We start from the raw sequence: 24,497 nt of genomic DNA on the forward strand, positions 1-24,497 counted from the left end.
CGTAAGCTGCATGGCGTGGTTACGTCGAAAGTCGAGCGTCAGATCAACCTGGTGATCTGTCTGCTCTCGACCAAGCAATACGTCACCGCTGAGTACATCCACCGCAACGTGTCCGGCTACCACGACCAGGAGCGTTCCGACGAGGCGTTCAATCGGATGTTCGAGCGTGACAAGAACGATCTGCGCGATCTCGGGGTGCCGCTGGTCACCGGTCCTTCGCCGGAGAGCGGGATCGAAGGATATCGCATCGATCCAGACTCGTACTCACTGCCCGACATCACGCTCGATGAGCAGGAGGCTGCGGCCATCGCGATGGCCGCAGCGCTCTGGGACAACTCCGACGTCTCGACCATCTCGCAGACCGCCGTCCTCAAACTCCAGGCAGCGGGAATCGACGTCCGTGCCGACGACGAGATCGGTGTTGCGGCGGTATCGCAGCGTTCCCTCGGTGGTGAGCAGTCTCTCGCGCCAACGCTGGCAGCGATCGACGGTGGCCAGGCCATCACGTTCACCTACCGCGCGGGCGCGACGTCGTCGGGAGAGACGAGGACGCTCGAACCGTGGGGCGTGGTGACTCATCGGGGTCGGTGGTACGTCGTCGGCCACGACCGTGGTCGCGAGGCAACACGGACCTTCCGGCTGAGCAGGCTTTCTGATGTCACCGCCACCGGGTCGGCCGGGGTCGTACACCGTCCGGAGCACACCGACCTGCAGCAGATCGTCGCCGACGCAGTCGATTCCGCGACCGGTTCGGATGGTCGCGCGGCACGTGTCTGGGTGGCGAGCGGCCGGGCGGCAGGGCTTCGACGTCTGGCGACGTCGAGCACACCTGCTGTCTTCGACGGTGAGGACGGTGACGATCTCGTCATCGAGATCAGGTCACTGAGCACGCTGGCCCGCATGATCCTGGCCGTCGGCCCCGACGCGGTGGTTCGAGAACCGGCCGAACTACGTGACCTCGTGGTCGCGGGTCTCGACCGGATCGGCGGGGTGAACGCCTGATGTCGACCGCACAATCGCGGCGCTTGAGCCGACTTCTCGCGCTCGTCCCTTACTTTTCGACGCGCGGCGGCATCTCCATGGAGAAGGCCGCGAGTGACCTCGGGGTCACACCTGCACAACTCCGCAAAGATCTGGAGCAGCTCTTCGTCTGCGGACTGCCGGGTTATTACCCGGACGACCTCATCGAGCTCGAGTTCTCCGAAGGCTATGTCGATGTCGGGTTCACGGCGGGCATGGACCGCCCGCTGAGGTTGACCGGCGCCGAGGCCAGCGTGCTGCTGGTGGCCCTGCAAGCACTGGTCGATATGGCAGGTGTTCTCGACCAGCAGGCCGCGCGGCGAGCCATCGCCAAGATCGAACAAGCCGTCGGAAAATCACTTCCGGCGGTCGCGACGGTGTCGGTCGACGACGACGAGAAGAACCCGACCTACGCGACCGTGCGGCGTGCGGTGACCGAAGGCCGCGCACTCGACCTCACGTACTATTCGGCGACGCGCGATTCGGTCAGTCAGCGGGTCGTCGATCCGATACGCCTGCAGGGACTGAACTCCAACACCTACCTCGAAGCCTGGTGCCGAGGCAGCGAGGGCGTGCGCCTGTTCCGGTTCGACCGGATCGAGGCCGCACAGCTACGCGACGAGCCGTCGACTCCGCCCGCATCCGTGGCGGGCACGCAGCAGTCCGTGCTTCTCGGCGACGACCCCGACCACCGCTCGGTCGAGATCGAGATCGATCCCGAGCAGGCCTGGGTTCTCGACTACTACCGGATCGATCCGCTCGACGACGTGGTCGTCGCCAAGGAGAGCGATGCGCCGATCAGGGGTCGACTCGCGTACGGCTCACCGGAGTGGTTGACGCGATTCCTCCTGGGGTTCGGCGGCACCGTGCGGGTCGTCGACGATCGAGATATCGACGACGCTGTGACCAATGCCGCACGCGCAGCGCGAGCGCGCTATCGCTGAGTGTCGCGGTAGGATCGTGTGAAGACAAGCGGAAGGTAATCCTGATGGGTGCAATGTCGTGGTGGCACTGGCTGATCGTGCTGGTGGTCGTGCTACTGCTGTTCGGCTCAAAGAAGCTTCCCGACGCGGCGCGTGGCCTCGGTCAGTCGCTGCGGATCTTCAAGAGCGAGGTCCAGGAGATGCAGCGCGAGGGCGATTCGACCCCTCCCAAGACCACAGCATCCCCCGACGAAGCCACACCGCAGCGTGAACTCCCGTCCTCCGACGCGAGCACCACTGCGCAATCCACCCCGGATCAGACCAAGAAGTCGGCGTAGCCGCGCACTGGGACACCTGAGTGCGGATTCCATTCGACCCGAGGTACCGCAAGCGCAAACTCAACCCCGACGGCACGATGCCGTTGGTGGAGCATCTGTTCGAGCTGCGTACCCGTCTGCTCATCTCGATGGCCGCGATCGTCGTCACGACGATCCTCGGCTTCGTCTGGTACTCCTACGGGATATTCGGACTCCCGACGCTCGGCGATCTGCTCCGTGAGCCCTACTGTTCGCTACCCGCGTCATCCCGCGCGACCCTGACCGCGGACGACTCCTGCCGCCTCCTGGCGACAGGGCCATTCGATCAGTTCATGCTGCGCCTCAAGGTCGCACTGACCGCGGGCGTCGTGCTCGCGTGCCCGGTGTGGCTCTACCAGATCTGGCAGTTCGTCACTCCCGGTCTGCTGGAGAAGGAACGCAAGTACGCGATCTCGTTCGTGACGGCAGCCGCGGTGCTCTTCGTGGCCGGCGCTGTGCTGGCTTACCTCGTCGTTGCAAAGGCCTTCCACTTCCTGCTGACCGTCGGCAACAACGTGCAGGTGACCGCGCTGGCGGGCGATCAGTACTTCGGGTTCATGATCCACCTGCTCATCATCTTCGGCGTGAGCTTCGAGCTGCCTCTGCTGATCGTCGCGTTGAACACTGTGGGTGTACTGCATTATCCGCGGCTCAAGGCCTGGCGTCGCGGATTGATCTTCGCCCTGTTCGTGTTCGCGGCCATCGTGACCCCTGGCCAGGATCCGTTCACCATGCTCGCCCTTGCGCTCGCCCTGACCGTGCTGCTCGAGGTGGCCATTCAGTTCTCGCGCTTCAACGACCGGCGCCGCGATCGGAACACACCCGACTGGGCGTCGATCCCAGACGACCAGGCGAGCCCTCTGCCCGATGTATCGCCGCGTCCGCGACCGTCGACGGTCGGAGCGCCCACGTCGGTGTCGTCGGGAATGGCCCCGCAGGGCCGCGCCTCCGTGCGCGACGCCTCGACCTTCGACGATGTTCTCTGACCCCGATGTCCGCTGAGACCGATGTCAACTGACCACGCGGAATTCGACCGCTTCGCGGCGAGCCTCTCCTTCGAGCTCGACGAGTTCCAACGTCTGGCCTGCCGCGCACTCGAGGACGGCCAGGGAGTGCTGGTGTGTGCGCCGACCGGTGCAGGAAAGACGATCGTCGGTGAGTTCGCGGTGCATCTGGCGTTGGCTGCCGGGACAAAGTGCTTCTACACGACCCCGATCAAGGCGCTGAGCAACCAGAAGTACGCCGATCTCGTCGCTGTTCACGGCAGACAGAATGTGGGGCTCCTCACCGGCGACAGCTCGATCAACTCCGACGCCCCGGTGGTGGTGATGACCACCGAGGTCGTCCGCAACATGATCTATGCGAATTCACCTGCACTACAGGGGCTCTCGCATGTGGTGATGGATGAGGTTCACTTCCTCGCCGATCGTTTTCGCGGCGCGGTCTGGGAGGAGGTCATTCTCGGACTCGATCCGTCGGTGCGGGTGGTGAGCTTGTCGGCGACGGTCAGTAATGCCGAAGAGTTCGGCGACTGGATTCAGACCGTACGGGGCGAGGTCACCGTCATCGTCGACGAACATCGACCGGTGCCTCTCCAGCAGCACATGCTCGTCGGTTCGCGCCTGTTCGACCTGTTCGATTCTCACCGCGACGGTGGCAAACCCCAGGTCAACCCCGAACTCAAACGCTACATCCGACACCGGATGCTATTGGCCGACGAGCGCGACAGCGGTCGTGGGCACGATCGACGTTCCGGTCGTGGACGACCGCGGTCGACGCGCGGCAGGGGACCGGGCGCCCTCTCGCGTCCGCAACTCGTTGCTCGCCTCGATCGCGAGGGCCTGCTGCCCGCAATCGGCTTCATCTTCTCGCGCGTGGGGTGCGACGCCGCCTTGGCCCAATGTCTGCGATCGGGACTGTCGTTGCTGACGCCCGAGGAGTCGAGTGCCGTCGACGAAGTCATCGACCGCCATCTCACCGAGATCGCCCCAGGAGATGCCGACGTACTCGGCGTCGACGAGTGGCGTGCGGGATTGCAGCGTGGGTTCGCGGCTCATCACGCGGGCCTCCTCCCGACGTTCCGTCACACGGTGGAGGAACTGTTCGTCCGAGGGCTCGTGCGGATGGTGTTCGCCACCGAAACCCTTGCGCTCGGTATCAACATGCCTGCTCGCTCGGTGGTTCTCGAACGCCTGGTGAAGTTCAACGGAGAGTCACACGTCGATCTGACACCCGGCGAGTTCACCCAGCTCACCGGACGCGCCGGTCGTAGGGGCATCGACGTCGAGGGCCACGCCGTTGTCGTGTGGACGCCCGAGCTGGTTCCCGAACAAGTTGCGGGCCTGGCGGGGGCGCGTACGTTCCCGCTGCGCAGCTCCTTCGCGCCCGAGTACAACATGGCGGTCAACCTGATCGGCCGTCGAGGACTCGCGGGATCACGTGAGCTGCTGAACAGGTCGTTCGCGCAGTTCCAGGCCGACCGCTCCGTCGTCGGACAATCCCGCAAGGTCGACGACATGTACCGCCGACTGCGCAAACTCGACGTCGAGCTCGCGGGAGCCGCCGACAAACGCGGCATCGAACCCGGCACCATCACCGCACTCGACGACGACGATCCGGCCGACGGATCCGACTCGTATCGAGGCTTCCTCGGTTACGTGACCCTGCGCGAGGAGATTCGCAGACGGGAGCGTGATCTCAAGTTCCGCAGCCGGGTGGCGACGCAGGAGTCGACGGTCGCCGACCTCGCCGGACTCAAACGCGGACATGTCATCGGTGTGTCATCGGGGCGCCACCGCGGACTCGCCGTGGTGCTCGAGGCCGCGAGTCAGCCTGCAGATCCCAAGCCGCTCGTTCTCAGCGAGGACGCCTGGTGTGGCCGCGTGGGTACACGGGATTTCGTGAATCCGCCCGAGGTTCTCGGTCATATGCGGCTACCCAAGAACCCCGACCGCAGGACAGGACGCGGTCGACGCGACCTGGCATCGGCACTGCGGTCGACCGGGATAGAAATGCCGCGGGGCCGTCAGAAGAAGCGGGCGCTGGCGGCAGACGATACAGAGCTGGCACGGATGCGCCATCAACTGCGCGCCCACCCCGCTCATCAGCTCGACAACGGCGACGACCTGTTCCGACTGGCCGAGCAACGAAACCGGCTCGTGCGGGACATCGTGTCGGCGGAACGCTCGATCAGCGAGCGCACATCGACACTCGGCGTGACCTTCGACAGGATCGTCGGCGTGCTCACCGAACTCGGGTACGTCGAGAAGGAGCGTGGCGAGGTGGTGGTGACACCCACCGGTCAGCTCCTCAGTCGCATCTACAGCGAGAGCGATCTCCTCGTGACCGAGTGCATTCGCGCCGGAATCTGGGACAGGCTCGGACCGCCGCAACTTGCTGCGGTGATCGCCGCGATGGTGTTCGAGTCGCGTCGTGACAGTCATGCAGGCGCCGACGCGATGCCCGGAAACGTCGAGCTGCGGACCGCGATCGCCGCGACCCTCGACATCTGGTGTCAGGTCACCGACGTCGAGCGCCGTCACGGGGTGTCGCCGACACGCGAGCCGGACACGGGTTTCTCTGTCGCGGTGTCGCTCTGGGCGTCGGGTCGATCACTGACCGAGTCGTTGGCCGCTGCGGGCGAACGCGGCACCCTGCTCTCGCCCGGCGACTTCGTTCGCTGGAACCGGCAGGTCGTCGACCTGCTCGAACAGGTCCGACTCGGCGTCGGCGACGAAGCTCCGCTCGCCCGTTCGGCGCGCGCGGCGGTCGGAGCGATCAGACGCGGTGTTGTCGCTGCCGAACTCGGTTGACGTAGTGGGCGTACGCGGCCGGGTTGACGTGATCGGGAGTCGTGTACCGCTTGACCGACGACCCCAGTTCGCTGGGGTAACCTTCACTTCGCATATCGGTCGGCGACGACGGCAGGGGAGAGTGCGTCACGCCGCGATACCGTGACCGTTCGACATTGCACACCGGTGCGCCACTGCCGGGCCGATCGAGAGAGAGACGCATGAGCCATCCGTACGATCCCAACAACGCCGGTGACCAGTCCTCGACCGGTGATCAGCCGCGCGAGGACAGCCAGCAGGGGCAGAACTCCCAGCAACCGCCCGAGTACGGACAGCCGCCCCAGTATGGGCAACCTCCCCAGTATGGCCAACCTCAGCAGCCGGGTCAGTATGGGCAGCCGCCCCAGTATGGCCAGCCACAGCAGCCGGGCCAGTACGGTCAGCCGCCCCAGTACGGCCAGGCAGGCCAGCCCCAGTACGGGCAACCTCCCCAGTATGGCCAGCCACAGCAGCCGGGCCAGTACGGACAGCCGCCCCAGTACGGCCAGGCAGGCCAGCCCCAGTACGGGCAACCTCCTCAGTACGGCCAGCCACAGCAGCCGGGCCAGTACGGTCAGCCGCCCCAGTACGGACAGCCCGGTCAGACCAGTCAGCCCGGTCAGTACGGCCAGCCGGGGCAGTACGGGCAGGCAGGAGCCGCGGGTGAGACGGCAACCCAGCCGGGTCAGTTCGGTCAGCCCGGCCAGCAGGGTGACCAGTTCTCGGCGATGTCGGTCGCGTCGGGGTCGTCGAAGAACAAGCGCGTGGCCCTCTTCGGCGGTATCGGAGCGGTGGTCGTCATTGCCGCGATCCTGCTCATCACCGCGTTCGCCTGGCCGGGGTGGGCACCGAAGTCGCTCGATCAGAATGCGGTTCAGGACGGCGTGAAGCAGGTGCTGACCAAGGACTACCAGGCGACCGATGTCTCGAACGTCTCGTGCCCGTCGGGTCAGAGCGTGAAGAAGGGCAATTCGTTCAGCTGCTCTGTCACCGTTGGAGGCCAGAAACAGCAGGTCAAGGTCACAATTCTCGACGACGACGGCAAGTACGCGGTGTCGCGTCCCACGAGCTGATCAGCGCGAGACCAACTCCCACCCGAGCGCATCGGCGAGCCTTCCCACCGACGTACCGATACGCAGTTCGTCGATGAGGTCGGCGAGTCGCTCGGGGTCGGCGGGCGCCGACGGCAGGTGATCGTCATCGATGCTCTCCACCGTCGGTGCGTCGGTGCGGACAGTGACCACGGTGCGCGCGGCACGGAGGTAGTCCGCGGAGTCACGCAGTGCTGACCGCACGCGCGGGGTGAGCGTCGACGAGGGGTCGTCGGCGGCAGCCTCGAGTGCGTCGAGGTCGCCGTAGGTGGTGATCAGTTTCGCGGCGGTCTTGTCGCCGATCCCCGCGACGCCGGGCAGACCATCCGACGGGTCGCCGCGCAGCATCGACATCTCCGCGTAGGCGGTACCCGCGCGCTCGACGGGCACCCCGTATCGGTCGGAAACCTCTGCAGGCCCCATCAGCTCGGCTTTCGCCAGCCCGCGTCCGACGTAGAGCACGCGCACCGGCACCGGGTCGTCGGCCACGACCTGGAGCAGATCGCGGTCGCCGCTGACCACGATCACGTCGTCGTCGGCCTCGGTCGCTGCGAGTGTGCCGATGACGTCGTCGGCTTCGCACCCGACCGCTCCCGATGTCGTGAGTCCCGCGGCGGCCAGCACGTCGAGGATCATGTCGACCTGCGGCGTGAGGGTGTCGGGAACCTCCTCGATGTCGGGTTCTTCTCGACCTGCATCGCCGGAATGCGGTGCCTCTTGCGCCACCCGGTGGGCCTTGTAGGACGGCAACAAATCCGTGCGGAACGCGGGCCGCCAATCGAGGTCGAGGCAGACGACGAGACGCGTCGGATGGTGTTGGGACACCAGAGAGGCGATCGTGTCGACGAATCCACGGACCGCGTTCACGGGCCGTCCGTCGGCCGCGGTGAGCTTCTCGGGCAGTGCGTGAAACGAGCGGAACCACAGGCTTGCGCCGTCGAGCAACATCACGGATCCTGGCATGTCTCAACTCTGCCATCCGCGTAGGCTTCGACTCGTGACCGCCACTGCAGAAGAGCGTTTCGACGCCGAGGTGTACCGCCGTCGCCTTGCACGGGCCGCCGTGCTGACCGGCAAAGCCGGACTCGACGCCCTCATCGTTTCTCCCGGCCCCGACCTGCGCTATCTCACCGGTTCGCGGGCCGACACCTTCGAGCGTCTGACGGCCCTGGTGATCCCCGCCGCCGGCACCCCTCGGCTGGTGATTGCTCGACTCGAGCTCGCCTCCGTGCGCGACTCCGCGGTCAGCGAACTCGACATCGACGTCGTCGACTGGGTCGACGGCGATGACGCACACGCGCTGGCGGTTGCCGGATTGCCGACTCCCGCTGCGGTTGCGGTCTCCGAGTCGATGCCTGCGCTGCATCTGGTGCCGATCGCAGATCGTCTGGGAGCCACCCCCGTCCTCGCGACGCCGGTACTTCGCCAGATGCGAATGATCAAGGACGACAACGAGGTCGAGGCCCTTCGACGCGCAGGCGCCGCGATCGACCGGGTACACGCACGCATGGGTGAGTGGCTGCGTCCGGGACGCACGGAAGCCGACGTCGCCGCCGACATCGGCGAGGCGATCGTGGCCGAGGGGCACACCGCGCCGGAATTCATCATCGTCGGGTCGGGACCGAACGGCGCCGACCCGCACCACGAGCAGTCAGAGCGAGTGATTCAACCCGACGACATCGTCGTGATCGACATCGGGGGACCTGTCGAACCGGGCTACAACTCCGATTCCACGCGGACATACTGCTTCGCCCAGCCGAACGACGACAGGGCACGTGCGTATGCCGCGCTCGAGCTCGCTCAGCGGACCGCGGTTGCCGCCGTACGTCCGGGAGTGACCGCCGAAAAGGTCGACGCCGCAGCGCGCGAGGTACTCGTCGACGCAGGATTCGGCGAGAACTTCATCCACCGAACCGGCCACGGCATCGGCCTCTCTGTTCATGAGGAGCCCTACATCGTCAGTGGCAACGATCTCGTCCTCGAGGCCGGGATGGCGTTCTCGATCGAACCGGGCGTGTACTTCCCGGGGCAGTGGGGCGCGCGGATCGAAGACATCGTCATCGTGACCGACGACGGATGCGAACCGGTCAATGTGCGCCCGCACGAGTTGGTGGTGTTGTAGACCCACGCCCCACGGGAGGGGTGACGATCAATCGAGCAGCGAGTGCGAACCGAGCACACGCTGCACGTCGATCTCGATGACGACGCGCTCGGGATTCGGTTTCGGCTCGCGATATCGCTGGGCGTAGCGCCGTTCGGCCTCCGCAACGCGGTCGCGATCGCGATGAACGGTCGCGGGGCCCTCCAGCGTCAGCCACCGCGGACCGTCGACGTTGGTCACCGCGGCATAGCCGCCGCGCTCGGCGTTGCGCACCTTCTGGCTGCCCTCACGAGTGATCACCCGAGCCAATCCGCTGTCGGGGTCGTACGTGAATCCGACGGCAACGACGTGTGGTGTGCCGTCGGGTCGGAGCGTCGCGAGTGACGCAAGGTGTCGCTCGCCCAAGAAGTCGAGCGCAGCGGAACCGAGGTTCTCCGGAGTACGCGGCATGGCGCCAACGATAGCCACCGCGGTGGCGCCGCTGTCGGCTGCCTGTCGGCCGGTGGAATACTGCCTGTCATGGCGCGTAGCAACTCACACGACGACCAGGGAACCGTTGTCCTCTTCGGTGGACGCAGCGAGATCGGGATCGCCCTCGCGAAGAGGCTCGTCGCAGGCCGCAGCGTCGTCCTTGCCGCGCGCCGGTCCGACGACCTCGACGAGGAGATCGCCGCGATGCGCGCGGCGGGCGCCGACAACGTCATCGCCGTCGAGTTCGACGCCGATGCCACGCAGACGCACTCGTCGCTCATCGAGACGATCACAGCCGATCACGGACCGATCAGCGCGGCGATCATCGCGTTCGGCATTCTCGGCGATCAGCATCGCGCCGAAACCGACGTCGCGCACGCGCTACAGATCGCCCAGACCGACTACGTCGGCCAGATCAGTGTGCTGACGCCGCTGGCCAACGCACTGCGGCGGCAGGGGTCGGGCACCATGATCGTCTTCTCGTCGATCGCCGGTGTGCGGGTACGTCGCGGCAACTACGTGTACGGGTCGGCGAAAGCGGGACTCGACGGCTTCGCCAGTGGGTTGTCGGACGCACTCCATGGATCGGGCGTCCGGTTACTGCTCGCCCGACCGGGTTTCGTGGTCGGCAACATGACAGCAGAACTCATGGCTTCGGGCACCAAGCCCGCGCCCATGTCGGTCGACGCCGAACAGGTGGCCGACGCGGTGGCACGGGCGTACCACCGCGGTCGTTGGGAGGTGTGGATTCCCGGACCACTGCGCTTCGTCGGATTCGCGATGCAGTTCGTACCGCGCGCGATCTGGCGCAGGTTGCCCCGATGACGGCCGCGGCGACGGACACATCGGAGTTCGTCGTCGTCGGGATCGGCGCCGACGGGTGGGCAGGACTGACCGATCGTGCACGCGACGAATTACGCAGCGCCACAGTCGTATACGGGTCGACACGCCAACTCGAACTCCTTCCCGACCTCGACGCGACGACGGTGGCATGGCATTCGCCGATGTCCGAGCACCTACAGCAGGTGCTGTCCGCCACTTCTCACTCCCCGGTGCACGTACTGGCCAGCGGCGATCCGATGTTCCACGGTGTCGGGTCCACGATCGTCAATGCCGTGGGGCGCAACCGGGTTCGAGTGCTCCCCACCGTGTCATCGGCGAGTCTCGCCTGCGCCGAACTCGGGTGGGACCTGTCCCGCACACAGGTGATCAGCACGCTGCGCGACGACGCCGACGTCGTGGTGCCCGCGTTGACCGACGGCCGTCGGATCCTCGTGCTCAGCAGGGGATCGCAGACACCCGCCGCGATCGCCGAGGTGCTGGTGCGCAACGGGTTCGGCTGGTCGACGATGACGATTCTCGAACAACTCGGTGGTCCACAAGAACGGACCGTCGAGTCCGTTGCGCGCTCGTACCGACCTCAACCCCACGATGCGCTCAACATCGTCGCCATCGATTGTGTCGGACCCAGCACGACCCGACTACCGGGGCTACCCGACGACGCCTACGAGCATGATGGCCAACTCACCAAGTCGGCGGTACGAGCGCTGACCGTCGCGGCCCTCGCACCGGGTGGGCGAGCTATCCTGTGGGATATCGGATCCGGGTCGGGGAGCGTGGCGATCGAGTGGTTGCGCGCAGACTCCGACGGGACCGCCATCGCATTCGAACGCGACCAGGTTCGTGCCGCGCGACTCGGACGCAACGCCGTCCGTCACGGTGTGGCGGGCGCGCTGACCCTGCTGGGCGCCGCGCCCGAATCACTGCGCCGCGCACCGGATCCGGATGCGATCTTCATCGGGGGAGGACTCGACGACGAGGTCCTGACCGCTTCGTGGCACGCGCTGCTCCCGGGTGGGCGCCTCGTCGCGAACGCTGTCACGGTCGAAACCCAGTCACTGCTCGTCGACTGGCACCGCCGCGTCGGTGGAACTCTTCGACGATTCTCCATCGAAACCGTCGAACCGCTCGGTTCCATGACCACATGGCGCCCCGCACTCCCGATCGTGCAGTGGGTGGTCACACGGACGGACGATGAGTCGTGACCGTCTATTTCATCGGTGCGGGTCCGGGCGCACCCGACCTCATCACCCTGCGTGGCGCCCGCATCCTGGGTGAATGCACCACCTGTCTCTATGCCGGATCGCTTGTCCCGCAGGAACTTCTCGACCTGTGTCCGGCCGACGCCACCCTGATCGACACCGCTCGGACGCCGCTCGACGAGATCATCGGGCACATCGTCGAGGCACACGCGTCCGGTGGCGACGTCGCACGCCTGCATTCCGGCGACATCTCGCTGTACTCGGCGTTCACCGAGCAACACCGTGAGCTCAGACGCCTGGGTATCGATACCGAAATCGTGCCGGGGGTACCGGCCTTCGCCGCGGCAGCGGCGGCCCTCGATACCGAACTCACCGTGCCCGGCGTCGGCCAGAGTCTTCTCATCACCCGCGTGTCGACGCTGTCGACGGACATGCCGCCAGGTGAAGAACTCGCGCGCCTGGCGCAGTCGGGTGTCACCCTCGCGTTGCACCTCGCTGCGCACCGCGCGCCACAGATCGTCGAAGCACTCGCCGAACACTACGGGCCGCAATGCCCTACGGCTACAGTCGCCTTCGCGTCCCGCAGCGATCAGGTGGTGATCAGGTGCCCGCTGTCGGACCTGCCGCAGCAGCTCGACGACCACGGGATCCGACGCACCGCAGTCATCTTCGTGGGCAAGGTGCTCGACCCGGGAACCTCGACCCCCACAGACAGTTATCTCTACTCGCAGGCACGGATGACAAAACTTCGCAGCGGCGCCCACGACGACAATTCATCGACGACATGACCGATACACCGGTTGTGCTGGTGCTCGGGGGCACCGGCGAAGCTCGCGCGCTGGCCGCCGGACTCGTCGCCGAGAACATTCCCGTGATCAGTTCACTTGCCGGCCGGGTTGCCGAGCCGCGACTGCCCGTCGGCGCCGTACGCATCGGAGGTTTCGGGGGAGCGGCCGGTCTACGGACATGGCTGCGCGACAACGCCATTCGCGTCGTCGTGGATGCGACACACCCCTTCGCGAGTGGCATCAGTGCCAACGCCGCTGCGGCAACCCACGACCTCGCACTACCTCTCGTCCGGCTATGCCGCGCATCGTGGTCGCCGGGTGACGGAGATACCTGGGTTCGGGTTCCGGACATACACAGCGCCGCAAGGCATCTCGACGGTCGACAAGCCCGCGTATTCCTGACCACAGGAAGGCAGGACGTCGACGCCTTCGCCGAGAACACGTCAGCGTGGTTTCTCATCCGGGTCGTCGACCCACCGCAGACCGCTATGCCGATGCACCACACGGTGATCCGGTCGCGTGGCCCGTATCGTCTATCCGACGAAACGGCCCTGATGCGTGAGCACGGCATCGACGTGCTCGTCACGAAGAACAGTGGCGGCGACATGACTCGCGCAAAGCTCGACGCCGCAAGGACTCTCGGTATCGAGGTCGTGATGGTCGACCGTCCGAGCGAACCCGCGACGCGCGCCGTCGAGGACGCAGAAGTCGCCGTCGGACTCGTGTGTGATCTGCTCGCCGGTCAGCGCTGAGTCAATGAGGCGCTGAGATAGTCAGGCGCTGTGACAATCAGACGCTGAGACAATCAGACGCTGTGATGGCGCGGTGTGAAGACCAGACGACCGCCGCTGCGCTCGGCAATCGTCGTCGCCGACGATCCGATGATGAGCATCGTGCGCATGTCGACGATCGACGGATCGAACGCGCCGACAGTCGTCACCGACAGAGCCTCTTCCGGTCCGCCGACATCGCGCCCGACGATGAGCACACGGTCGTCGGGGACCATCTCGCGCAACAGATCATGCAGGCGCGGCACCTGCCACGTCCTGCTCTGTGAGCCGGGGTTGTAGACGGCGATCACCAGATCGGCCTGAACCGCATGCCGAATCCTCGCCTCGATCAGCTCCCACGGCTTGAGTCTGTCCGACAGTGAGATGACCGCGAAGTCGTGCCCCAGCGGGGCACCGGCAACCGCGGCGACCGCGGTTGCCGCCGTCACCCCCGGTACCACGCGGACGGGTACGTCCGCCCAGCGCGATTGCGCCGCGACCTCGGCGACGGCAGCCGCCATGGCGAACACACCCGGGTCACCGGAGGACACGACGGCCACGCGGGCACCCCGGGAGGCGAGGTCGAGCGCGAATTCTGCGCGCTCTGCCTCGACACGGTTGTCGCTGGCATGCACCCGCTGCCCTGGCCGAGGCGTGACGCGCGCGAGATAGGTTCGATAGCCGACAAGGTCAGTGGCAGAAGACAATTCGGCGCGCACCTGCGGCGTTGTCTGCGACGCGGCCCCCGGCCCGAGGCCGACCACCACGACTTCGCCGGTCCCGAGCTCCGTCGGATCGAAACGCGGATTGTTGCGTCGGCCCGGCACGACGACCATCGAGAAGTACGGGACGTCCGACGGATCGACCTCGCTGACGGGCAGGACACGTTGTGCCGGGGTTGACGCCCGTTCCACGTACCACGCCTCGTCGAGCCGTCCGACGCGTTCGAGGGCTGTGCGCACCGTCGAGAAGGTCCGACCCAGCTTGAGCACCGCGAAGGCGTCGGCGCCGGCGAACTCCGCGGTCAGCTCGTCGACCGGGAGTGTTCCCGGCACAACGGTCAGCGTCTCCTCACCTTCGACGAGCGGGATGCCCAGCGCGGCGGAGGCCCCGCTCACCGACGTCACCCCGGGCACGATCTCGGCGTCGAAGTCGTCGGCGAGGCGCTTGTGCATGTGCATGTACGAACTGAAGAAGAGCGGATCGCCCTCGGCCAGCAGACAGACATCCCGTCCTGCCCGCAGATGCGCCGCGAGAGTTTCGGCACTGTCGGTGTAGAAGTCATTCAAGGCGCCACGGTAGCCGCCCGGGTGATCGGTGGTCTCGACCGTGATCGGATACATCAGCCGCTCTTCGATCTGATCGCCACGCAGATACGGCTCGGCGACACCTCGGGCGATGCTGTTTCCGTGGCGCGCACTGTGATACGCGATGACATCGGCCGCAGCGATGACACGTGCGGCCTTGACCGTGACCAACTCGCTGTCACCGGGACCGAGTCCGACGCCCCAGAGTTTTCCGGTGCCCGCCTTGCGCGATGTGTTCCCCGCGTCGGGTGATGTGCTCATGACGTCATTCCTGTGCACTCGCCAGCGCGTTGATCGCCGCGGCGACGATCGCCGATCCACCCCGACGTCCGGTGACGGTGATGAACTCGAGATCGTCGCGGTTCGCCAGTGCCGCACAGGATTCCGCGGCCCCGATGAATCCCACGGGCGCACCGACTATCGCTGCCGGACGTGGTGCGCCGGCATCGATGATGTCGAGGAGCGCGAACAACGCGGTCGGTGCGTTGCCGATCGCGACGACCGCGCCGTCGAGTCGGTCACGCCAATACTCGACGGCCGCGGCGGTCCGTGTGGTCGACAACTGCTCGGCGAGCGCAGGCAAGCCGGGTTCCGCGAGGTAGCACAGCACCTCGTTGTCGGCGGGCAACCGCTTGCGCGTCACCCCGCTGGCGACCATCGTCGAGTCGCACAGGATCGGCGCACCTGCCTCGAGAGCCGACCGTGCCGCGGATACGACGCCGTCTGTCGCGACGACGTTCGTCGTCAGATCCGTTTCGCCGCACGCGTGGATCATGCGTACGACGACCCCGGAGACATCCGGGGCGAATCCGGACAGATCAGCTTCGGCTCGGATGGTGGCAAAAGACTGCCGGTAGATCTCGGCGGCGTCGCGTAGGTATTCGGGCATAGTTGTTCAACCCTATCGGGGTGGTCGAGAGGACCTGATCCTCACTCGTGTGTGCGTCGATATCCTGCGCTGGTTGCCTCGACCCGCAGGTGCGGTTCGCGCGGCGACCCACATCCACGGTCGCAGCCCACCCAGTGTTCACGCTCGGTGACGGGCGGCCCCGATTCGACTCGTTCACTCACGTCGGCGCGGACCTCGGCAAGCCCGCGCGAGCAGCCGGGTGCGCCGGCACAACTGCTGACCTGTGCCCACGGTGACGCGGCGTCGAAGATGAGTCCCATCGGAGCGAGGACGCGCACCACGGTCTCGGCAACACCCTCGCCGAGATCGCAGACGAGGATTTCGCGGTCTGGCGTGAACACCACCGGCGCTTCGACGGCTGCGATGAATTCGGCGAGACGCGCGGGCAGGCGCCCGAGTTCGACGACTGCGCCGAGCAGCACGCGGCCGTCATCCTGGTCGAACCACCCCACTCGCGGATCGCCGGCCGTCGGTGCGAGAGCTCCTGGCTCGAGCGGCGGGTCGAGTCGGTCCCGGGTCACCGCCATCAGGTCGCCACGCGCGGACTCGGGTAGATCCGCGATCCGCCACGCACTGCCCGCCACCTCGAGGAAATCGTGCGCAACACCCAGCAGCGCCTGTGTCACGGCAGAGTCGTCGGCGACCGAGCCTGCGATCTCGCCGTCGACGACGATGTCGAAACCGACCGATCCGTCGGTACGGCTGCGCGCGACGGCGCACACGTCGGTGCCGCCACCCGCGATGTCGGTGTGTCCGTCGTCGAGGCCGAAGAGGAACCGGCCGGATAGCGCCGCGAGGCTGTGATCGGAGCGGAGTGCGTCGTCGAGTTCGTGCGCCAGGGGACGTAGATCGGCAAGGCCGCCGACGCGCCCGGTGAAGGGACTGACCTCGATGTTGCGTACCTTCTCGTGCGTGGTGCTCGGCACCAGTCCGGCATCGACGAGCGCGTCGGCGACGGCGTCGACATCGGCGATGCCGCGTATCTGCACGTTGGCGCGCCCCGTCAGATCGACGAAACCGTCGCCGTACTGTGCGGCGACATGCGCGAGCACCGCGAGTTGCTCGGGCGTGATCGATCCACCGAGCAGACGAACACGCGCCAGTGCGCCGTCGGTGGACGGGTGCGGGGTGAAGACTCCGGGGCATCGGTCCGACGCTGTTCGCCCCGTCGACGACTCACCGGTGGGCTCACGGGACTGGCCGTGTGACGAAGGGGAGGCGGGGTCACGCACGGTATCCAGCGTAGGCGTCGGCGGACGGGTGCGAACCTGCGCGGGACGTGTCCGACCGTCACGGAACGCTCTCCACTAGGCTGAGCCGCACGAGGTGCGCGGAAGCCGGTGCGATTCCGGCGCGGTCGCGCCACTGTGACGCGAGAGCAGCGGGCTCCTGCGAAGCCAGACCTGCGACCTCGGACCTGTGTTCCACATGTCTCCGCGCGAGTCGGAGTCCGAGGAGTTGCGATGATCCTGCTGCTGTCCACATCGGACACCGATCTCATCACCGCTGACGCCAGCGACGCGGAGTATCGCGTCGCGAACCCGTCACGAATCCTGCTCGACGACGTTCCCGGCATGGTCGCCGACGCCGACCTCACGGTCGTTCGCATCCTCGGTGGCCGCCGCGCCTGGGAGGAGGGGCTCGACGCCGTCCTCGCCGTCGGGAAACCGGTAGTCGTCCTCTCCGGCGAGCAGCAACCCGATCCCGACCTGATGGCGCTGTCGACGGTGCCCGCCGGGGTGGCCGCAGACGCCCACAACTACCTCGCCTTCGGCGGGGTGCCCAACATCACCAACCTCCACAACTTCCTGTCCGACACGGTGTTGCTGTCCGGGTACGGGTTCGAACCTCCCGAACAGACTCCCGGCTGGGGAGTTCTCGAGCGGCAGCCGACCAGAGCTGTTCCCGACACCGCGCCGGTGATCGGTGTCCTCTATTACCGAGCACAGCACCTCGCAGGGAACACGCGGTACATCGAAGCACTATGCGCGGCGATCGAGGAGCGGGGCGCGCGGCCGATCCCGATCTTCTGCGCCTCGTTGCGTACCGCGCCCGACGACCTCATCGAGTTGCTGGCGACCGCGGATGCGCTGGTGGTCACCGTCCTCGCCGCCGGTGGCGCGACACCTGCCACAGCGTCGGCCGGAGGCGACGACGAGGCGTGGAACATCGAGCGCCTCGCCGCGCTCGACATCCCCATCCTGCAGGGACTGTGCCTCACCGGGCCACGAGCCGACTGGGAGGCCAACGACGACGGGCTCTCGCCGCTCGACGTCGCGACTCAGGTGGCTGTTCCGGAATTCGACGGCCGCATCATCACCGTGCCGTTCTCCTTCAAGGAGTTCGACGAGAACGGTCTGCCCTGGTACCAACCCGACACCGAGCGATGTGCCCGGGTTGCGGGAATCGCGGTGTCGCACGCCCGGTTACGGCATATCGCACCCGCGGATCGTCGTATTGCACTGATGTTGTCGGCGTATCCCACCAAGCACGCGCGCATCGGTAACGCTGTCGGCCTCGACACACCCCGCAGCCTCCTACGTCTGCTGGATGCGTTGCGCGCGGCAGGCTACGACATCGGCCCGGAATCGGGGCCGGACGCGATTCCCGGTCTGGCTGAGGATGATTCGGACGCACTGATCCACGCGGTCATCGACCGTGGCGGCCAGGACTCCGACTGGCTGACCGAGGAGGCCTTGGCTGCCAACCCGATTCGCGTCAGCGCCACCGACTACGAGAGGTGGTTCGCGACGCTGCCGGAGGAACTGCGGCACGGCGTCGAACAGCACTGGGGGCCTGCGCCGGGCGACCTCTTCGTCGACCGATCGCAGAGCTCCGACGGCGAGATCGTCGTCGCAGCACTGACATTCGGCAATGTGGCGATCATGGTGCAGCCGCCGCGCGGGTTCGGTGAGAATCCTGTCGCGATCTATCACGACCCCGACCTTCCGCCCTCGCATCACTACCTCGCCTCCTATCGCTGGCTCGCCGGTAGAGCCGGTGCTGCACAGGACATCCCGGGCTTCGGCGCCGACGCGATCGTGCACATCGGCAAACACGGCAACCTCGAGTGGCTGCCGGGCAAGACGCTGGGAATGTCGGCACAGTGCGGCACCGATGCCGCGCTCGGCGACGTCCCGCTGATCTATCCGTTCCTGGTCAACGACCCGGGCGAGGGCACCCAGGCCAAGCGTCGAGCGCACGCGGTGCTCGTCGACCACCTGATCCCGCCCATGGCGCGGGCCGAATCCTACGGCGACATCGCACGACTCGAACAACTCCTCGACGAGCACGCGAACATCTCGACTCTCGATCCCGCGAAACTCCCCGCGATTCGCCAGCAGATCTGGACGCTGCTCACCGCCGCGAAGATGGATCACGACCTCGGCCTCACCGAGCGGCCCGACGAAGAGGTCTTCGACGACATGCTGTTGCACGTCGACGGCTGGCTGTGCGAGATCAAGGATGTTCAGATCCGCGACGGACTGCATGTCCTCGGCGAACCCCCGGTCGACGACGCCGAGGTCGATCTCGTTCTCGCGATGCTGCGCGCACGCCAATTGTGGGGCGGCACAGAGGCTTTGCCCGGTTTGCGTGAAGCGCTCGGACTCGACGAGGGCGCAGACTCCGTACGTAACGACGTCGACACCGTCGAAGCCACCGCCCGCGACCTCGTGGCAGCGTGCGCGAAAGGGGAGTGGTCGACCTCGGCCGTCGAGGATGCGGCGGCAGGCCACCCCGCCGCTGTCGGCGACGTATTGCGTTTCGCGGCAACCGAAGTGGTTCCGCGGCTGCGGCAGACCGCAGGGGAGATTCCGCGCATTCTGCACGCACTCGACGGCGGCTTCATTCCCGCAGGCCCGAGCGGTTCGCCGCTGCGCGGACTGATCAACGTGTTACCGACGGGCCGCAACTTCTACTCCGTCGACCCCAAGGCTGTTCCTTCGCGTCTCGCATGGGAAACGGGCCGGGCGATGGCCGACAGCCTGCTGGAGCGGTACCTCACCGACCACGGTGAATACCCTGCCTCCGTGGGGCTTTCGGCGTGGGGCACCAGCGCGATGCGTACCTCGGGCGACGACGTCGCCGAGATCCTCGCACTGCTCGGCGTCATGCCGATCTGGGACGAGGCGTCGCGGCGGGTCCGCGATCTCGAACTGATCGAACTCGACGAGCTCGGTCGCCCGCGCATCGACGTCACCGTCAGGATCTCCGGATTCTTCCGTGACGCGTTCCCGCACGTCGTGACCATGCTCGACGACGCCGTCGCACTCGCGGCGTCGGCCGATGAACCGGATGACCAGAACTTCGTCGCGGCGCACGCCCGCGCGGCACTCGCCGAGCACGGCGATCAACGCCGCGCGACGACCAGGATCTTCGGCTCCAAACCCGGAACCTACGGGGCGGGGCTGTTGCAACTCATCGATTCTCGTGACTGGCGCAGCGACGAGGACCTCGCACGCGTCTACACCGAGTGGGGCGGCTACGCGTACGGCCGCGAACTCGACGGCGTCGCCGCAGTCGACGACATGCGTTCGGCCTATCGCAGGATCAAGGTAGCCGCGAAGAACACCGACACCCGTGAGCACGACATCGCCGACTCCGACGACTACTTCCAGTACCACGGCGGAATGGTGGCGACGGTCCGAGCACTGACCGGCACATCCCCGGAGGCATACATCGGCGACTCGACGCGACCCGACGCCGTCCGAACGCGCACGCTTTCGGAGGAGACCAGTCGGGTTTTCCGTGCACGGGTCGTCAATCCCCGGTGGATCTCCGCGATGCAGCGGCACGGATACAAGGGCGCCTTCGAGATGGCGGCCACCGTCGACTACCTGTTCGGGTACGACGCCACGACCGGCGTCGTCGCCGACTGGATGTACGAGAAGCTCACCGAGTCCTACGTGCTCGACGAGCGCAATCAGGAGTTCATGAATCAGTCGAATCCGTGGGCACTGCACGGTATCGCTGAGCGTCTCCTCGAAGCCGTCGACCGCGACATGTGGGAGGCGCCGCCCGCCGACATGCTCGACCAGTTGCGGGCCGTGTACCTGCAGGCCGAGGGCGAGATCGAGGGCCGGTCGGAATAGCCGCCGGCCGGCCCCGGGACCTGTGCTAGCACCCGGATTCGTCGAGCGCCGCCTCGAGCACGTCGCCGAAGACGTCCGGGTACATCGGCAGGCTGTGGTGTGTTGCATCGGCAACGATCTCGACCTGCGTACCCGGCCACGTGGAGTGGACGTTCTCAGCGATTCGAGCGACATCGTGCACCCGACTCTGCTCGGCGAGGATCACAGTGCGGCGCCTGACCTCCGGTCGCACGGACCGCAGACGCCGAGGTATGACGAGCTTCGTCGTCGGCATCGTCGCGCCGAGTGCGGCGACATCTGACCACTGCTCGTCGAGCGGTCTAGATCCGGTTTCCCATTCGAGAAACCTGCGTTCACGGTTCTCGTTGGGAGACAGGAGAATAGGCAATGCATGGGCGAGGTACTCGGGGCGCATGCCACCGAAGACCGAGTTGGGTTCAACCAGGATCAGCCCGTCCGTCGGGAACCCACCACCGGCGAATGCGAGAGCGATCATCGCCCCATACGAGTGGCCGATCAACGTCGGTTCGTCGACACCGAGCGTCGCCACCGTGACGGCAAGCCAATCCAGGAGGTCGGGGACCGACGAGATCGGCGTGCTCGAAGGTATTGACGCACCGACCTGGCCTGGAATGTCGACTGCGTAGACACGGTGTCGCCGACTGAGTTGTCCGATCACCGAGTACCACTCCGTCAGCGTTGCCCCTGAACCCGAAAGCAGAACGAGTGGTCGACCTGAGTCAGGTCCCGAGGCGACGACGTGCGTGTTGCCGTAAGGCGACGCGAGATCGAACCGCCGGGTGCCCGGCGGCCAACGATTCACCAGCGCGTCGTAGGCCTCGGAAAACCGTCGGCCTGTGGGAGAGGCCAGGAAGGTAGCGGTCTCGCTCATATTTACCTCGATGATCTAGTTACTTGCTCATCAAGCTATATCAAGCCGGGGCTAAGGTCGAGAACCGTGACTTCCCGTGAGCGCGCGGATGAGAGCGGACCGCGCTATCTGCTGATCCGCCAGTTGCGCACACTGATGACCGAGCTGGACATTCGAGGAGCGCGGTTCGCGAGAACGGTGGATCTTCATCCAACCGATCTGCGCGCGCTTATTGCGCTCCTCGACGCCGAACGCGACGCAGTGCCTGCGACCCCCGCCTGGCTGGGAAGGAAGCTCGGGGGAGTGAACTCGGCAACCATCACGTCGTTGCTCGACCGACTCGAACGAGCCGGCCTCGTCGAGCGCACCGGCGACCCCGGGGATAGACGCAAAGTTCTGCTCTCCGTTACCCAGCGCGCACGTGACACGGGTCGAGAGTTCTTCGGGACACTCATCGACGACGCGCTGACAGCACTCAGCGAGTTCGACTCCCACGAACTCGACGTCATCGGACGGTTCCTCGAAGCAATGCGCAGTGCGTCTGACCGGAGCACGGACGACGAACTGGGCACTACGTAGCCGATCCGGGTTGGGCGCTGAACGCAAGCGGTTACGTGGCCCCGGCGCGGGAGCAAAATCGGGTGCTCGTTCGTTGGACGGAGTGAATGGCATATATCCGGGGCGGCGTCGGGTGTCGAAACCCACCTGCATCGGACCAGAAGGGCACACCCATGCGCTTCCCGTACTTCCTCGTCTACCTGGTGATCGAGATCGCCGTGTTCGTGGCCATGGTCATGACACTCGGCTTCGCCTGGGCGGTTTTGATCACATTGCTGGCTTCCTTCGTCGGATTCGTCATCCTCCGTTGGCAGGGTCGCAAGGTGTTCGGTGAACTCCGCCGCGCCTCACGCAACGAAGTCGACGCACGAGCCCCGCTCGCCGACACCGCCGTGGTCGGCGCCTCGTCGATCCTGCTGATCGCCCCGGGCCTGGTGTCCACGGTTGTCGGAACCGTCGCACTCCTTCCGCCGACACGACGTGCCCTGCGTCCGGTGCTGGCTGCAGTCGGCGCGCGCACGATGATGTCGGCAATGGACCGGGCAGGCGCATACGGCCAAGCCGGGGTCAGGCGAGGAACGGTCATCGACGGCACCGTCGTCGACGATCCGACCTACTCGACACCGAACTCCTCGACATCGGCCGAGCAGCCGCAGCTCCCGCGGGGCCACTGACACACCAGGGTCCCCACAGGGGCACACTGAACAATCGTGGCAACCGAACTGCTCCTTGGTGGGACCGTCTATTCCTCCGCTATTCCTGACGCGACTGCCCTTGCGGTCACCGACGGCGTAGTGACCTGGGTGGGTACCGACGACGTGGGGAAGGCCCTGCACCCCGATGCTTCCGTGACCGATCTGGAAGGGCTTTTCGTCGCACCCGCATTCGTCGACTCACATGTGCATCTGACGTCGACCGGACTCGCGCTCACCGGGCTCACTCTCAACGATGCCGTGTCGCGCACCGATTGTCTTCGCATGATCGCGGACGCGGTGTCGACCGTCGGCGAGGGCGACCTGATCTGGGGCCGCGGCTGGGACAGCTCGACATGGTCGGGCGCCGAGGCCTTCGACGGCCGGTTCCCGACAACTGCCGACCTCGACGCGATCGTCGGCAACCGCCCGGTCTATCTGGCTCGAGTCGACGAACACTCCGCCGTGGCCTCGACGGCGCTGCGCCGCTTGGTCGTCGGCTTGGAGGACGCACAGGGCTATCATCCCGACGAGCCGCTGATCGCCGAGGCGCACCACCTCGTGCGAGGAGCCGCACGATCGTTGGGGAGCCCCGCGTCGCGCACCCGCGCACAACTGCGCGCACTCGACGCGGTCGCATCGATGGGGATCGTGGCCATCCACGAGAACGGCGGGCCGGATATCAGCGGTCTCGACGACTTTCTCGCCATCGGCGGACTCGATCATCCCGTCGAGGTCCGACGCTACTGGGGGCAGGCGGCCGAGAACGCCGACCACGCGCGCGAACTCGTTGCGATCACCGGCGCCGACGCGCTCGGCGGCGATCTCTTCATCGACGGTGCGATCGGCTCACGGACGGCATGGCTCCTCGAGCCCTACCACGACGCCCCCGACGTCACCGGTATCGACTACCTCTCGCCGGACACGGTTCTCGACCACCTACGCGCATGCACAGAGGCCGGGCTGCAAGCCGGCTTTCACGTGATCGGCGATGCGGCGACAGCGACAGTGGTTGATGCGCTCGACGCACTAGCTGCCGAGTTCGGCACGCCTGCGCTCGCGTCGCGCGCTCATCGCGTCGAGCATGCGGAGATGGTCGACGCCGCCCAGGCTCAGACCTTGGCCGCGTGTGGTGTCGTCGCGAGCATGCAACCGCAGTTCGACGCAGGGTGGGGTGCGCCGGGCGGCCTCTACGCGCAGCGCCTCGGCGACGAACGTGCCTCCCGCATGAACGATTTCGCCACGCTCGCCAAAGCTGGCGTGGCACTGGCATTTTCGTCGGATTCACCCGTCACCGCGATGGATCCGTGGGCGACGATACGTGCGGCCGTCCACCACCATCAGCAACGGAACGCGATCTCGGCTCGCGGTGCGTTCGCAGCCTCGACGCGAGGAGGCTGGCGCGCGGGAGGAACCAATGACGGACTCACCGGCACATTGGCGGTCGGCGCACCGGCGAGCTACGCGGTCTGGGAGGTCGACGAACTCGTCGTTGCCGGATCGCACGAGAGCGTTCAGCGCTGGTCGCTGGACCCTCGGTCCCGTGTGCCCGCACTTCCCGACGTCTCGCCGGGCAGCCCGCTGCCACGGTGTGTGCGGACTGTGCACCGAGGTCGTGACATCTACCGCGCCGAGGGTCACTGACCAGTGAGCGACCCAGTAGCCGACAACCCA

The 24,497-nt window shown here is 66.5% G+C and carries 21 protein-coding genes and 1 riboswitch; of the genes, 15 read left to right on the top strand and 6 right to left on the bottom strand.

The window, feature by feature from the left end; genetic code table 11:
- Nucleotides 1-15: 15 nt before the first annotated feature.
- From GOSPT_RS03355 to GOSPT_RS03380, 6 genes are all read left to right on the top strand, one after another.
- Entirely contained in the window at nucleotides 16-1,002 is a 987-nt protein-coding gene (locus GOSPT_RS03355; RefSeq protein WP_005202942.1) for a helix-turn-helix transcriptional regulator, read from the top strand.
- Complete coding sequence (locus GOSPT_RS03360; RefSeq protein ID WP_005202943.1) at nucleotides 1,002-1,964, top strand: helix-turn-helix transcriptional regulator; 963 nt, start codon at nucleotides 1,002-1,004, stop codon at nucleotides 1,962-1,964. The genes GOSPT_RS03355 and GOSPT_RS03360 overlap by 1 nt, the downstream gene beginning before the upstream one ends.
- Before the next feature lie 44 nt (nucleotides 1,965-2,008).
- Nucleotides 2,009-2,281: a Sec-independent protein translocase subunit TatA gene (tatA, locus tag GOSPT_RS03365; RefSeq protein ID WP_005202946.1), complete on the top strand. Its 273-nt coding sequence runs from the start codon at nucleotides 2,009-2,011 to the stop codon at nucleotides 2,279-2,281.
- A 20-nt stretch (nucleotides 2,282-2,301) separates the two neighbouring features.
- Nucleotides 2,302-3,285, top strand: a complete 984-nt coding sequence (tatC, locus tag GOSPT_RS03370; RefSeq protein ID WP_005202947.1) for a twin-arginine translocase subunit TatC — start codon at nucleotides 2,302-2,304, stop codon at nucleotides 3,283-3,285.
- A gap of 21 nt (nucleotides 3,286-3,306) precedes the next feature.
- Entirely contained in the window at nucleotides 3,307-6,111 is a 2,805-nt protein-coding gene (locus GOSPT_RS03375) for a DEAD/DEAH box helicase (protein WP_005202950.1), read from the top strand.
- A gap of 200 nt (nucleotides 6,112-6,311) precedes the next feature.
- Nucleotides 6,312-7,202: a DUF4333 domain-containing protein gene (locus tag GOSPT_RS03380; protein ID WP_005202953.1), complete on the top strand. Its 891-nt coding sequence runs from the start codon at nucleotides 6,312-6,314 to the stop codon at nucleotides 7,200-7,202.
- Here GOSPT_RS03380 and GOSPT_RS03385 read toward each other — a convergent pair whose 3' ends face one another.
- Nucleotides 7,203-8,168 carry a 5'-3' exonuclease gene (locus GOSPT_RS03385; protein ID WP_005202956.1) on the bottom strand — a complete coding sequence of 322 codons (966 nt, stop codon included), beginning with the start codon at nucleotides 8,166-8,168 and terminating at the stop codon, nucleotides 7,203-7,205. It abuts the gene before it with no gap.
- 13 nt (nucleotides 8,169-8,181) lie between these two features.
- Here GOSPT_RS03385 and GOSPT_RS03390 point away from each other — a divergent pair, with 13 nt between their 5' ends.
- Nucleotides 8,182-9,342, top strand: a complete 1,161-nt coding sequence (locus GOSPT_RS03390; RefSeq protein WP_005202957.1) for a M24 family metallopeptidase — start codon at nucleotides 8,182-8,184, stop codon at nucleotides 9,340-9,342.
- 27 nt (nucleotides 9,343-9,369) lie between these two features.
- On the opposite strand, the gene GOSPT_RS03395 is transcribed toward GOSPT_RS03390, so the two are convergent.
- Nucleotides 9,370-9,771, bottom strand: a complete 402-nt coding sequence (locus GOSPT_RS03395; protein ID WP_039854508.1) for a pyridoxamine 5'-phosphate oxidase family protein — start codon at nucleotides 9,769-9,771, stop codon at nucleotides 9,370-9,372.
- A 69-nt stretch (nucleotides 9,772-9,840) separates the two neighbouring features.
- Here GOSPT_RS03395 and dprE2 point away from each other — a divergent pair, with 69 nt between their 5' ends.
- From dprE2 to GOSPT_RS03415, 4 genes are read left to right on the top strand one after another with little or no spacing between them, the layout of a single operon-like run.
- Complete coding sequence (dprE2, locus tag GOSPT_RS03400; RefSeq protein ID WP_005202961.1) at nucleotides 9,841-10,617, top strand: decaprenylphospho-beta-D-erythro-pentofuranosid-2-ulose 2-reductase; 777 nt, start codon at nucleotides 9,841-9,843, stop codon at nucleotides 10,615-10,617.
- Nucleotides 10,614-11,837: a bifunctional cobalt-precorrin-7 (C(5))-methyltransferase/cobalt-precorrin-6B (C(15))-methyltransferase gene (locus tag GOSPT_RS03405; RefSeq protein WP_005202963.1), complete on the top strand. Its 1,224-nt coding sequence runs from the start codon at nucleotides 10,614-10,616 to the stop codon at nucleotides 11,835-11,837. Before dprE2 ends, GOSPT_RS03405 begins: the two co-directional genes overlap by 4 nt.
- Complete coding sequence (gene cobM, locus GOSPT_RS03410; RefSeq protein ID WP_005202965.1) at nucleotides 11,834-12,622, top strand: precorrin-4 C(11)-methyltransferase; 789 nt, start codon at nucleotides 11,834-11,836, stop codon at nucleotides 12,620-12,622. The genes GOSPT_RS03405 and cobM overlap by 4 nt, the downstream gene beginning before the upstream one ends.
- Nucleotides 12,619-13,374, top strand: a complete 756-nt coding sequence (locus GOSPT_RS03415; protein WP_005202966.1) for a cobalt-precorrin-6A reductase — start codon at nucleotides 12,619-12,621, stop codon at nucleotides 13,372-13,374. The genes cobM and GOSPT_RS03415 overlap by 4 nt, the downstream gene beginning before the upstream one ends.
- A 53-nt stretch (nucleotides 13,375-13,427) precedes the next feature.
- Here GOSPT_RS03415 and GOSPT_RS03420 read toward each other — a convergent pair whose 3' ends face one another.
- The 3 genes from GOSPT_RS03420 to cobG are packed head-to-tail and all read right to left on the bottom strand — an operon-like array spanning nucleotide 13,428 to nucleotide 16,841.
- Entirely contained in the window at nucleotides 13,428-14,960 is a 1,533-nt protein-coding gene (locus GOSPT_RS03420) for a precorrin-2 C(20)-methyltransferase (RefSeq protein ID WP_005202967.1), read from the bottom strand.
- 4 nt (nucleotides 14,961-14,964) lie between these two features.
- Nucleotides 14,965-15,588 carry a precorrin-8X methylmutase gene (locus GOSPT_RS03425; protein WP_005202969.1) on the bottom strand — a complete coding sequence of 208 codons (624 nt, stop codon included), beginning with the start codon at nucleotides 15,586-15,588 and terminating at the stop codon, nucleotides 14,965-14,967.
- A 41-nt stretch (nucleotides 15,589-15,629) separates the two neighbouring features.
- On the bottom strand, nucleotides 15,630-16,841 hold the full coding sequence (cobG, locus tag GOSPT_RS03430) for a precorrin-3B synthase (RefSeq protein WP_005202971.1): 1,212 nt from the start codon (nucleotides 16,839-16,841) through the stop codon (nucleotides 15,630-15,632).
- Between the two features lie 100 nt (nucleotides 16,842-16,941).
- A riboswitch (cobalamin riboswitch) is annotated at nucleotides 16,942-17,060 on the top strand.
- Between the two features lie 12 nt (nucleotides 17,061-17,072).
- Here cobG and cobN point away from each other — a divergent pair.
- A complete protein-coding gene (gene cobN / locus GOSPT_RS03435) occupies nucleotides 17,073-20,702 on the top strand; it encodes a cobaltochelatase subunit CobN (protein WP_005202972.1) in 3,630 nt (1,209 codons plus the stop codon).
- Nucleotides 20,703-20,727: 25 nt separating this feature from the next.
- On the opposite strand, the gene GOSPT_RS03440 is transcribed toward cobN, so the two are convergent.
- On the bottom strand, nucleotides 20,728-21,594 hold the full coding sequence (locus tag GOSPT_RS03440) for an alpha/beta fold hydrolase (RefSeq protein ID WP_005202974.1): 867 nt from the start codon (nucleotides 21,592-21,594) through the stop codon (nucleotides 20,728-20,730).
- A gap of 66 nt (nucleotides 21,595-21,660) precedes the next feature.
- Here GOSPT_RS03440 and GOSPT_RS03445 point away from each other — a divergent pair, with 66 nt between their 5' ends.
- The 3 genes from GOSPT_RS03445 to GOSPT_RS03455 all read left to right on the top strand — a co-directional run bounded on the left by GOSPT_RS03445 (nucleotide 21,661) and on the right by GOSPT_RS03455 (nucleotide 24,467).
- Nucleotides 21,661-22,152 (top strand): MarR family winged helix-turn-helix transcriptional regulator, encoded by a 492-nt coding sequence (locus GOSPT_RS03445; RefSeq protein WP_005202975.1) that lies wholly within the window; start codon nucleotides 21,661-21,663, stop codon nucleotides 22,150-22,152.
- A gap of 152 nt (nucleotides 22,153-22,304) precedes the next feature.
- Nucleotides 22,305-22,805 carry an FxsA family protein gene (locus GOSPT_RS03450; RefSeq protein WP_005202976.1) on the top strand — a complete coding sequence of 167 codons (501 nt, stop codon included), beginning with the start codon at nucleotides 22,305-22,307 and terminating at the stop codon, nucleotides 22,803-22,805.
- Between the two features lie 36 nt (nucleotides 22,806-22,841).
- A complete protein-coding gene (locus GOSPT_RS03455; RefSeq protein WP_005202977.1) occupies nucleotides 22,842-24,467 on the top strand; it encodes an amidohydrolase in 1,626 nt (541 codons plus the stop codon).
- The last annotated feature ends 30 nt before the right edge of the window (nucleotides 24,468-24,497 follow it).

The sequence above is a fragment of the Gordonia sputi NBRC 100414 genome, assembly GCF_000248055.1.
Taxonomy (GTDB): Bacteria; Actinomycetota; Actinomycetes; order Mycobacteriales; family Mycobacteriaceae; genus Gordonia; species Gordonia sputi.